This is a genomic window from uncultured Ramlibacter sp. (assembly GCF_936925435.1).
Taxonomy (GTDB): domain Bacteria; phylum Pseudomonadota; class Gammaproteobacteria; order Burkholderiales; family Burkholderiaceae_C; genus Ramlibacter.
The window spans coordinates 261,633-272,226 of sequence record NZ_CAKZHQ010000003.1; the positions used below are offsets into that span (position 1 = coordinate 261,633).

General features: G+C 66.6%; 10 protein-coding genes and 3 tRNA genes. 6 read left to right on the top strand and 7 right to left on the bottom strand.

Annotation, left to right across the window (positions count from 1 at the left end; genetic code table 11):
- The first annotated feature begins 1 nt into the window (after nucleotide 1).
- From Q0632_RS03515 to Q0632_RS03540, 6 genes are all read left to right on the top strand, one after another.
- Complete coding sequence (locus tag Q0632_RS03515) at nucleotides 2–787, top strand: enoyl-CoA hydratase/isomerase family protein (protein WP_298924389.1); 786 nt, start codon at nucleotides 2–4, stop codon at nucleotides 785–787.
- 101 nt (nucleotides 788–888) lie between these two features.
- Nucleotides 889–2,046 (top strand): ABC transporter substrate-binding protein, encoded by a 1,158-nt coding sequence (locus tag Q0632_RS03520; protein ID WP_298924391.1) that lies wholly within the window; start codon nucleotides 889–891, stop codon nucleotides 2,044–2,046.
- 40 nt (nucleotides 2,047–2,086) lie between these two features.
- The gene (locus Q0632_RS03525; protein ID WP_298924393.1) at nucleotides 2,087–2,962 is read left to right on the top strand and encodes a branched-chain amino acid ABC transporter permease; all 876 of its coding nucleotides are present in this window, start codon (nucleotides 2,087–2,089) and stop codon (nucleotides 2,960–2,962) included.
- 6 nt (nucleotides 2,963–2,968) lie between these two features.
- Nucleotides 2,969–3,925 (top strand): branched-chain amino acid ABC transporter permease, encoded by a 957-nt coding sequence (locus Q0632_RS03530; protein ID WP_298924395.1) that lies wholly within the window; start codon nucleotides 2,969–2,971, stop codon nucleotides 3,923–3,925.
- Complete coding sequence (locus tag Q0632_RS03535) at nucleotides 3,918–4,703, top strand: ABC transporter ATP-binding protein (RefSeq protein WP_298924399.1); 786 nt, start codon at nucleotides 3,918–3,920, stop codon at nucleotides 4,701–4,703. The genes Q0632_RS03530 and Q0632_RS03535 overlap by 8 nt, the downstream gene beginning before the upstream one ends.
- Nucleotides 4,690–5,397, top strand: coding sequence for an ABC transporter ATP-binding protein (locus tag Q0632_RS03540; protein WP_298924401.1), 708 nt, complete (start codon nucleotides 4,690–4,692; stop codon nucleotides 5,395–5,397). Before Q0632_RS03535 ends, Q0632_RS03540 begins: the two co-directional genes overlap by 14 nt.
- 29 nt (nucleotides 5,398–5,426) lie before the next feature.
- On the opposite strand, the gene Q0632_RS03545 is transcribed toward Q0632_RS03540, so the two are convergent.
- From Q0632_RS03545 to purF, 7 genes are all read right to left on the bottom strand, one after another.
- On the bottom strand, nucleotides 5,427–6,203 hold the full coding sequence (locus Q0632_RS03545) for a helix-turn-helix domain-containing protein (RefSeq protein ID WP_298924403.1): 777 nt from the start codon (nucleotides 6,201–6,203) through the stop codon (nucleotides 5,427–5,429).
- Between the two features lie 254 nt (nucleotides 6,204–6,457).
- Nucleotides 6,458–6,534, bottom strand: a tRNA-Asp gene (locus tag Q0632_RS03550).
- Nucleotides 6,535–6,604: 70 nt separating this feature from the next.
- Nucleotides 6,605–6,680 (bottom strand) — tRNA-Glu (locus tag Q0632_RS03555).
- Nucleotides 6,681–6,701: 21 nt separating this feature from the next.
- A tRNA-Ala gene (locus tag Q0632_RS03560) sits at nucleotides 6,702–6,777 on the bottom strand.
- A 68-nt stretch (nucleotides 6,778–6,845) separates the two neighbouring features.
- Nucleotides 6,846–8,228 (bottom strand): glutamate--tRNA ligase, encoded by a 1,383-nt coding sequence (gene gltX / locus Q0632_RS03565; protein ID WP_298924405.1) that lies wholly within the window; start codon nucleotides 8,226–8,228, stop codon nucleotides 6,846–6,848.
- Nucleotides 8,225–9,436 (bottom strand): O-succinylhomoserine sulfhydrylase, encoded by a 1,212-nt coding sequence (locus Q0632_RS03570; RefSeq protein WP_298924407.1) that lies wholly within the window; start codon nucleotides 9,434–9,436, stop codon nucleotides 8,225–8,227. Before Q0632_RS03570 ends, gltX begins: the two co-directional genes overlap by 4 nt.
- Nucleotides 9,433–10,594: amidophosphoribosyltransferase (gene purF / locus Q0632_RS03575; protein WP_298924409.1), on the bottom strand; the 1,162-nt coding region annotated here is incomplete at its 5' end. The genes purF and Q0632_RS03570, both read right to left, overlap by 4 nt.

The window sequence follows — 10,594 nt, forward strand, 5'->3', positions numbered from 1 at the left end:
GATGGAATTCACCAGCCTGCGCTATGCGAAAGCCGGCCGTGTCGGCGTGATGGTCTTCGACACGCCGGCTGCGCTGAACGCGATCACCGAATTGCGCCTGCGCGAGATGGAGCTGTTACTCACCGAAATCGAAGCGGACGAGGACCTGGGCGCGCTGGTCATCACCGGCGGCGAAGGCAAGGCCTTCTGCGTCGGCCTGGACCTGGACCTGCTGGACCGGGCGTTCGACGACATCATCTATTTCGAGACCGTGGTGCGCCGGGTGAACATGCTCATCACGCGGCTGGAGGCGCTGCCCATCCCCACCATCGCCGCCGTGAACGGCATCACGCGGGCCGGCGGCTTCGAGCTGACCATGGGCTGCGACTTCGTGCTGATCGCCGACGAGGCCCGCTACGGCGATGTGCACACCGACTCCGGCGTGCTGCCGGCCGCGGCCTCGCTGCGGCTCAAGCGCCGCATCGGCGAGCAGCGCGCCAAGGAGATGATCTGGACCGCCCGCTGGTATGACGGCCCCGAGGCCGTGGCTGCCGGCCTGGCCCTACGCAGCGTGCCGCGCGCCGAATTGCAGACCACCGCCCTGGCCTTCGCCGCCAGCCTCACGGACAAGCCGCGCGCCGTCATTGCAGCGAACAAGCGGGTCTTCCAGCAAGGCGTGGACGCCGGCCTGGCCGAGGGCGCCGAAATCGAGCTGCGCAACTTTGTCGCCTACATGGGCAGCGAGCCCTACGGCCGCGAGGCCTACCTGGCCTTTCGCGAGGGGCGCCAACCGGCGTGGAAGACGTGAACCTGCGCCAACTGTTCGCACAGCGGATAGACCTGCAACCCGTGTGCGGCGCCCGCCGGCCGGCTCCTTAACATCCTGTCACCCTCACCGGAGAACTTCCCATGAACCTGATCCCGAAGAGAACATTCGCCAAGTCCTGCGTGGCGGCCGCCCTGCTTGCCGCATCGACCTGGCCGCTGCACGCGCTGGCGCAAAACGAGATCGTCGTCGGCGCCGTCGTGCCCATCACCGGTCCGCTCGCCTCGATCGGCCTGCCCGGCTACAACGCCCTGAAACTGGCGCAGGACGACATCAATGCGGCCGGCGGCATCAACGGGAAGAAGCTGAGGATTGCCTTCGAGGACACCACCGCGAGCAACAGCGGCGCCGTCAATGCCTACGTGAAGCTGGTCAAACAGTACAACCCGCCCTTCATCTTCACCTCCAGCCTGTCGACCCAGGTGCTGGCGACCGAGCCGGAGATCGCCAAGGCCAAGATTCCGACCATGACCGCCGGTGGCGCCATGGCCATCGAGGCGCGCAAGAACCCCTACATCTTCCGCACCCGTCCGGCCGACGTCCTGGGCGCCGGCGCGCTGGCCTGGGGCATCACCGAGTCGCTCAAGAAGAGCAAGCCCGGCATCCTGTACACGCAGGACGAATACGGCACCGGCGCCGCCAATGCGCTGGAGGAGCTGCTGAAGAAGGCCGGCGTGACCGTGGTCGCCAAGGAAGCCTTCAACCCGCGCGACAACGATTTCTCGGCCCAACTGCTGAGCGCCAAGAACAAGGGCGCCGACGTGCTGGTCACCTTCAACTACAACCGCGACGGCGCCTTGCTGCTCAAGCAGCGCAAGAGCCTGGGCATCGACCTGCCGCTGGTCTCCGGCACGGGCATGGCCTCGCCCGGCACGCTGGACCTGGTGGAAGCAGATGACGTGACGAAGATGCTGGTGGCTGCCGACACCGTGCTGGGCGAGGACGTCAGCCCGGCCAGCGTGGAGTTCGTGCGCCGCTACGTCATCACCTACAAGATGCGCCCGGACTCCTTCGGTGCCTCGTACTACGATGGCGCCATGATGCTGGCCGAGGGCCTGCGCAAGGTCGGTCCTGATCCCGAGAAACTGCGCGCCTACCTGGCCGGCGTGAAGAACTTCAAGGGCGTCGCCCGTACCTACACCACCGACGCCGCCACCGGTAACATGGCCCACAGCGTGAACATGGCAGTGTTCAGGGCTGGCAGCAAGGAGCTCAAGAGCATCGCGGTCTACCCCAAGTAAAGATCCGGCAGCTCCCAAGTCCCGCACAAAGCAGCGCTCCATGTCGCAATTCATCCAACTTGTCATCAATGCCATCGCCCTGGGCTGCATCTATGCCGTCGTGGCGCTGGCCTTCGAGATTGCCTACGAATCCACTGGCGTGGTGAATTTCGCGACCGGCCAGCTCGTGACCATCGGCGCCCTGCTGGGGGCCAGTTCGCTGGTCCTGACCGGCACCAACTTCGCCGGCGCCTATGTGCTGGTGATGCTGGGCATGGCCGTGGTCGGTCTGCTGTTCTTCGTCGGGGTGTTCATGCCGCTGCGCCGTCAGCCGGCCGTGACCATCATCGTCGGCACCGTGGCCGTCGGCATCGCAGTGCAGAACGTGGCGCAGCTGGTTTGGGGCTCCATGCCTGTCAGCACCAAGTCGCCCGTTGGATCGCAGACTCTTGCTCTGGGCGGCGTGATGGTCTCCGTGCACACGCTGTACGTGATCGGCGTGGCGGCGCTGCTCATCCTCGGCGTCTACCTCCTCTTGTACCGCAGCGCGCTGGGCAGCCAGTTCCGCGCGCTCGCGCAGGATCCCGAGGCCGCGCGGCTGATGGGCATCCGGGTCAACCGCCTGTACGCCCTGACCTGGATCCTGGTGTGCGCGCTGGCCGGCATGGCCGGACTGCTGCTGGGACCGATGTGGTTCATCGAGGCATCGATCGGCGAAGGCGTGGGCCTGAAGGCCTTCGCCGCAGCCATCATCGGCGGCTTCGGCAGCATTCCCGGCGCCATCATCGGCGGCATTCTGGTGGGGCTGACCGAGACCCTGGGCGCCGCTTACATCTCGTCGGCTTACAAGGAGGCCATCGTCTTCGCGCTGATGTTCGTGTTCCTGCTGGTGCGGCCCCAGGGGCTGTTCGGCGAGCGCATCTCTGACCGGGCCTGAACCGCGATGAAGCTGAAACAATGCATCCTGGGGTCGATGGCGCTGGCCGGCTTTGCCGCCGCCCCGTTCCTGATCTCCGACTACAACCTGCGCATCCTGGTGCTGGCGCTGCAGACCGCCATCGCCGTGGTCGGCCTGTCACTGGCCTTCGGCTGGGCCGGGCTGATCCAGCTGGGCCAGGCGGCCTTCATCGGCCTGGGCGCCTACGGCTCGGCCATCGCGTCCATGCAGCTGGGCCTGAGCTTCTGGCTGGCCATGCCGCTGGCCATGGCGCTGTCGGGTCTGGTGGCGCTGCTGATCGCCGTGCCCATGCTGCGGCTGCGCGGCCACTATCTGGCGCTGGCAACCGTGGGCTTCAACGTCACGCTGGAGATCATCGCCAAGAACTGGAAGCAGATGACCGGCGGCTACGACGGCATCAGCGCCATCCCCGGCGTCAGCCTGTTCGGCCACGAGATCCAGACCGACACGGGCTACTACTTCCTGTCGCTGGGCTTCCTGGCTGTGGTGGTGGCCTTCGCTGCGCTGCTGCGGCAATCGCGCTTCGGCCGCGCCATGATCGCCGTGCGCGACGACGAAATCGCCTCCGGCACCTCCAGCGTTCCGGTGGTGCGCACCAAGGTCGCGGCCTTCGTGATTTCCAGCGTGCTGGCCGGTCTGTCGGGCGCGCTGTATGCGCACTATGCCCACTTCATCGCGCCGGCGGATTTCGACATGTGGCGCTCCATCTCCATCCTGGTGATGGTGATCGTCGGCGGCGAGATGTCTATCATCGGCGCGGTGTTCGGGGCCATCGTCCTGGGCTTCGCGCCGGAGTGGCTGCGCTTTGTCGGCGACGCCTACCTGGCGGTGTTCGGCGTGGCGGTGCTGCTGGTGCTGATCTTCATGCCCCAGGGCATCGCCGGCCTGCTGCGCAAGTGGACCCGCCACACCAGCGACGACAAGGCGGCCGCCCATGGCTGAAGCAATCCTCACCGTGCGCGGCCTGTCGCGCCATTTCGGCGGCCTGCAGGCCGTCAACGGCGTCAACCTCGAAGTGCCGCGCGGCAAGCTGCTGGCGCTGATCGGGCCCAACGGCGCCGGCAAGAGCACCACCGTCAACCTGCTGGCCGGCGTGCTCGAGCCCACGGCGGGCAGCATCGCGCTGGACGGCCGCGACCTGACCGGCCTGCCCGCCCACCGGGTGGCCGGCGCCGGCCTGGTGCGCACCTTCCAGAACGGACGCCTGTTCAAGCGGCTGTCGGTGCTGGAGAACGTGCTGGTCGGCGCCCATGCGCGCCACACCACGGGCTTCTGGTCGGCCGTGCTGCGACTGCCGGCGTTCCGTGCCGAGGAACGCGCCACGCGCGAGCTCGCGCTGGAACTGCTGGATGGCCTGGGGCTGGCCGGCGACGCCGGCCGCGAGGTGGGCGAACTGCCCTATGGCAAGCAACGCAAGATCGAGATCGCCCGCGCGCTGATCCTCAAGCCCCAGGTGCTGATGCTCGATGAGCCAGCCGCGGGCCTGAACTCGGGCGAGGTGGAAGAGCTGATCGCCTACGTGTCGGCATTGCGCGCCAAGGGCCTGAGCATCCTGCTGATCGAACACAACATGGGCCTGGTGATGCGCCTGGCCGACCGCATCGCGGTGCTGAACTTCGGCCAGCTGATCGCCGACGGCGAGCCAGCACAGGTGCGCAACACCGAAGCGGTGATCGAGGCCTATCTGGGCCGCAAGAAAGGTTCCCATGCTGCGCGTTGACAAACTGTCCGTGCACTACGGTGCGGTGCGGGCGCTCAATGCGGTGAGCATCGAGATCGCCCAGGGCGAATGCGTGGCGCTGCTGGGCGCCAATGGCGCCGGCAAAACCACCCTGCTGCGCGCCATCTCGGGCCTGGAAAAACCGCGCCAGGGCAGCATTTCGCTGGCCGGGCGGGATCTGGCCGGCATCGCGCCCGAGCAGCGCGTGCGCATGGGTATCGCCCACGCGCCCGAGCGCCGCCGCATCTTCCCCGGCCTGAGCGTGCTGGAAAACCTCGAGGTCGCTACCGCCGCCTGGCGCGGCCTGAAGGGGTCGATCGAGGACGATTTGGCCCGGGTGTTCGCGCTGTTTCCGCGGCTCAAGGAGCGGCGCAGCCAGCTGGGCTGGTCGCTGTCGGGCGGCGAGCAGCAGATGCTGGCGATCGGCCGCGCGCTGATGTCACGGCCCAAGCTGCTGCTGCTGGACGAGCCCTCGCTGGGCCTGGCGCCGCTGCTGTCCGAAGAGGTCTACGCGCAGCTGGCCACCATCAACAGCATGAACCTGACCATGCTGGTGGTGGAGCAGAACACGGCGATGGCGCTGTCGGTGGCCAAGCGCGCCTACGTGATCGAGCATGGCGACGTGGTGCTGCACGGCGCGGCCGCCGAGCTGATGGAGCACCCGCGCATCCGCGAGGCCTACCTCGGCGCGTGACGGCTTGGCCCCGGGCCGGGGCTGGGGCGTTAGCGCAGGCTTTCCAGCGTCTCGCTGATGGCGCGGCCGCGCACCAGCAGGTCGTCGGCGTAACGCGCCACGGCGTCCTTCATGGGCATCGCCGACGAGAAATAGGTCAGCGACAGCACGCCCGCCACCTGGCCCCCATCCAGGATGGGAACGGCGATCGACGAGGCCTTGCCGGGGTTCATGCTGTTTTCGGTGCGGTCGTGGGTGGCGTAGCCGTCGCTGCGGATGCGCTGCGTCAGCGTGCCGGAGCGGAACATCTCCAGGGCCACCGACGTGCGGTGGTCCACGCTCATCCCGTGCAACAGGCACTCGCGCACATCGTCGTCGACGAAGGACAGGTGCGCGTGGCCGGCCGCGCATTCCAGCATCGGGAAGGTGTAGCCCGGGTAATAATTGTTGAAAGCCCGCGAGGTCATGCCGTAAGTGGAGTCGCGCAGCATCATGCTGGCGCCCACACCGCAGGCAATGGAGGTGGGCCAGTCATACGCCTGGGTCAGCCCCACAAGGTGCGGGCGCGCGGCCTGCAGCAGGTGGGCCACTTCGTGCGTGCCGACCGCCAGCGTCTGCACCAGGCTGGTGGCCCGGTAGAGCTTGCGCACCGGCTCGCACTCGAGCATGCCCTCGTGCATGAGCGTCTGCACGATGCGCACGGTGGTGGGGTACGGCAGCGCGATCGCACGCGCGATCTCCATCAGCGAGGCCGGGCCATTGCGGTTGATGAACTGCAGCAGCGCCAGGCAGCGGCTGATTGCGCGGATGGGAACACCTTTTTCCAAACTTCAAGACTCCTGCTATGCGGGCGCAGTCTACTGAGCAGCCTTCGTGCCCAGAACCAGGAAAACCCCGGCGCGAGCCCGCATTTTCGGATATATCCGCACAGCGGATACGACAGGCGCAGGGCCGGCCAGGAGCGCCGCCACCGCAAGCGGCTGCGAATGCATTTGTTGGACGCAGAAAAGCAAAAAGCCCCGGCTGGCGGGGCTTTCTGGGGATCAAGCCGGTCCGTATTGGACCTCTTGAAAACGATACTTGGCGGAGTGGACGGGACTCGAACCCGCGACCCCCGGCGTGACAGGCCGGTATTCTAACCAACTGAACTACCACTCCTGGTAGACAACGTCCGCTCTTGCGAGCCAAGTGTTGCCGGCTTGAGCCGAGATCATCTTGCGATGAATCCTGGCGACCCTACGGGGATTCGAACCCCGGTAGCCACCGTGAAAGGGTGGTGTCCTAGGCCTCTAGACGATAGGGTCAAAACCTTGGAACTGTTTCGGTGGTGGAGGTAAACGGGATCGAACCGATGACCTCTTGCATGCCATGCAAGCGCTCTCCCAGCTGAGCTATACCCCCTCTTAATTGCCGTTTTCGCCTTGCGGAGAACTCGTCAATTACCGAGCCTCGAATTATACCCAGAAAAATCAGGCCTTCGCCAAACGCTCGATCACAACTTCTCGCGGCGTCAATTCCAACACCGCATCCAGCGACGGCGTCTGGGCCGTTCCCAGCACCAGCACGCGCACTGGCATGGCCAGTTGCGGCATCTTCAGGCCGGTGGCGCGCAGGGTTTCCTTGATGGCCTCGCTGATGGCGGCCTTCTCCCAGGGGCAGGCCTGCAGCATCGTCGCCAGCATGGCCACGGCGGGGCGCACGCCATCGGTGACGTGCTTGGCGACCTCGGCCGCATCTGGCTGCACCGGGGTGTAGAACTTCGCAGCCCAGTCGGCCAGCACCACGGTGGTGTCGCTGCGGTCCTTGAACAGCGCGCAGATGCGCGGCAGGCGAGCGTCGGCCGCGATCCCGCGGGCCTTGAGCTGCGGCTCCACCAGAGCGGCCAGCGCCGCGTCGTCCGTGGTCTTCATGTGCTGGGCATTGACCCAGCGCATCTTGGCCTCGTCGAACTGCGCCGCGCTCTTGCCCAGGTGGTCCAGGTTGAACCACTGCAGGAACTGCTCACGCGAGAAAATCTCGTCGTCGCCGTGCGACCAGCCCAGGCGCGCCAGGTAATTGATCACCGCGTCGGGCAGGTAGCCCTGGTCGCGGTAGTAGGTCACGGGCTGGGCGCCGCGGCGCTTGCTCATCTTCTCGCCCAGGTTGTTGAGCACCGTGGGCAGGTGGGCGAAGACCGGCGGCTCCTTGCCCAGCGCGCGGAAGATGTTGATCTGGCGCGGCGTGTTGTTCACATGGTCATCGCCGCGGATCACATGGGTCATGCCCATGTCGATGTCGTCGACCACCACGCAGAAGTTGTAGGTCGGCGTGCCGTCCGGCCGGGCGATCACCAGGTCATCGAGTTCGTCGTTGCTGAACTCGATGCGGCCCTTGACCTTGTCATCCCACACGACCGAACCGCCGATGGGATTGCGAAAGCGCAGCACCGGCTGCACGCCTTCGGGCACGGGCGGCAGGGTCTTGCCGGGTTCGGGCCGCCAGGTGCCGTCGTACCGGGGCTTTTCCTTGTTGGCCATCTGCTTTTCGCGCAGGGCATCGAGTTCGGCCACGCTCACGTAGCAGGGGTAGACCAGGCCGGCGGCCTTCATCTCCGCCAGCACCACCTTGTAGCGGTCCATGCGCTGCATCTGGTAGAACGGGCCCTCATCATGGCCCATGCCCAGCCAGGCCATGCTCTCGATGATGATGTCCACCGCCTCCTGCGAGGAACGCTCGACGTCGGTGTCCTCGATGCGCAGGACGAAGTCGCCGCCGGTGGCGCGGGCAAAGGCCCAGGGGTACAGCGCTGAGCGGATGTTGCCCAGGTGGATGAAGCCCGTGGGCGATGGGGCGAATCGTGTTCGTGTCTTCATAGCATCTCCAGACCGCGCGAAAGATCGGCTTTGATATCGTCTGTGTGTTCCAGGCCCACGGCCAGGCGGATCAGGCCCTGGCCAATGCCGGCGGCCTGGCGCTGCGCCTCGCTCAGGCGGCCATGCGAGGTGGTGCCCGGATGGGTGATGATGGACTTGGTGTCGCCCAGGTTGGTGGCGATGCTGATCACCTGGGCGCTGTCGATCACCCGAAAGGCGTTGGCCCGCAAGGCTTCGGGATCGCCACCGCGCACGTCGAAGGACAGTACGGCGCCGCCCAGGCCCGACTGCTGGCGCATGGCCAGTTCGTGCTGCGGGTGCGAGGCCAGCCCCGGGTAGTACACGCGAGCCACCTTGGGATGCTCTTGCAACCATTGCGCCACGGCCAGCGCATTGGCGCTTTGCGCCTGCATGCGGATGCGCAGGGTTTCCATGCCCTTGAGCACCACCCAGGCGTTGAACGGCGACAGCACCATGCCGGCGGTGCGCACGACGGGGCCGAACACGTCGACGATCAGCGACGAGGGGCCGCAGATCGCGCCGGCCATCACCCGGCCCTGGCCGTCCAGGTACTTGGTGCCCGAATGGATGATCAGGTCGGCGCCCATCTGCGCCGGACGCTGCAGCGCGGGCGAGCAAAAGCAGTTGTCCACGGCCAGCCTGGCGCCGGCGTTATGCGCGATGTCGGCCAGGGCCTGGATGTCGCACACGTCGGTCAAGGGGTTGGTCGGCGTTTCGGCGAACAGCAGTTTGGTCGTGGGTTTGAGCGCCGCCTTCCATTGCGCCGCGTCGGTCTGCGAGACGAAGCTGGTCTCGACGCCGAACTTGCCGAATTCCTTGGCGAACAGGTTGATGGTGGAGCCGAACATGGAGTTCGAGCAGATCACGTGGTCACCGGCCTTGAGCAGGCCCATGCCCATCATCAGGATGGCGCCCATGCCGCTGGAAGCGCCGATGGCGGCCTCCGTGCCTTCCAGCGCAGCCAGCCGGTTCTCGAAGGCGGTCACCGTGGGATTGGAAGTGCGGCCGTAGGTGAAGCCTTCCTCAGCGCCGGCGAAACGCCGGGCAGCGGTGGCGGCATCGGGCTGCAGGAAGCCGCTGGTCAGGTACAGCGCCTCGGAGTTCTCGCCGTACTGGCTCGCATCAATGCCGGCGCGCACGGCCAGCGTGTCGATGTGCAGGCCCGGGGGGAGTTGCTTCTTGATCATGCTTCCTGGGCGTTGGGCAATGCCAGGCGGGAGGTGTCCTCCTCCAGCGGGTCTTCCTGGCCGATGCGCGCCTCATTGATGCGGGCGATGTCCTCGGCATTGATGTCGCCGGTGACGTAGACGCCGTCGAAGCAGGAGGCATCGAAGCCGTCGAGATTGGGGTTGAGCGAACCGATGGCGCGCTTCATGCCTTCCACGTCCTGGTAGATCAGGGCGTCGCAGCCGATCACCTGGCGGATCTCCTCGATCGTGCGGCCATGGGCCACCAGCTCGCTGGCGGTCGGCATGTCGATGCCGTAGACATTGGGGTAGCGCACCGGCGGTGCGGCGCTGGCCAGATAGACCTTCTTGGCGCCGGCGTCACGCGCCATCTGCACGATCTCGCGGCTGGTCGTGCCGCGCACTATGGAGTCGTCCACCAGCATCACGTTGCGGCCCTTGAACTCGCTGGCGATCACGTTGAGCTTCTGGCGCACAGACTTCTTGCGCACGCCCTGGCCGGGCATGATGAAGGTGCGGCCGACATAGCGGTTCTTGACAAAGCCTTCGCGGTAGGGAATGCCCAGCAGGTGGGCCAGCTGCGTGGCGCTGGGGCGGCTCGATTCCGGGATCGGGATGATGACGTCGATCTCGCTGGGCGGCACGGTGGAGACCACGCGCTTGGCCAGGGTCTCGCCCAGGTTCAGCCGGGCCTGGTAGACCGAGATGCCGTCGAGAACCGAGTCGGGCCGGGCCAGGTAGACGTATTCGAAGATGCAGGGGGTGAGCTTGGGGTTGTCGGCGCACTGCAGCGAATGCAGTTGGCCCTGCAGGTCGATGAAGACCGCCTCGCCCGGCGCCACGTGGCGCTCGAACTGGTGGCCCGTGCCTTCCAGCGTGACCGACTCGCTGGCCACCATCCAGGTGCCGTCCTTGCCGCGGCCAACCGACAGCGGGCGGATGCCATAGGGGTCGCGGAAAGCCAGCACGCCGTGGCCGGCGATCATGGCGATCACCGCGTAGGAGCCGCGCACGCGCCGATGCACGTGCTTGACGGCGGTGAACACGTCCTCGGGCTGCAATTGCAGGCCGCGGGTGGACTTCTCCAGTTCGTGGGCAAACACGTTGAGCAGCACTTCGGAATCGGACTCGGTGTTGATGTGCCGCCGGTCGTTGCGG